The following is a 233-nucleotide window of genomic DNA, read 5'->3' on the forward strand; positions in this document are numbered from 1 at the left end:
AATCTGGTTTGCGGCCTATGCCGAAAAGCATGATCTGGAGGTTCACGATGATGAGTTTGTAGAGCTGAACCCGCTCGAGGCTCATGACACCATTATCGCATTTGAACGGTGGTACCTGATGAAAGCTCCGGTTCGCTTTGATAAAAGCCATATGTTAGCTGCGACATGGCTGGCCATCGATCTTGAGGAGGGCAGGCTGACATCACTCAGAACTGAGCAGGCCCGAGACTTCA

At 51.1% G+C, this 233-nt stretch carries 1 protein-coding gene; it reads left to right on the forward strand.

All coding sequences use genetic code 11. The features are described 5' to 3' along the window. A partial coding sequence (locus AC2A6O_RS29080) for a hypothetical protein (protein ID WP_498932191.1) occupies positions 1 to 233 on the forward strand: 233 nt, incomplete at both ends.

The organism is Labrenzia sp. ATLA3 (assembly GCF_057180185.1).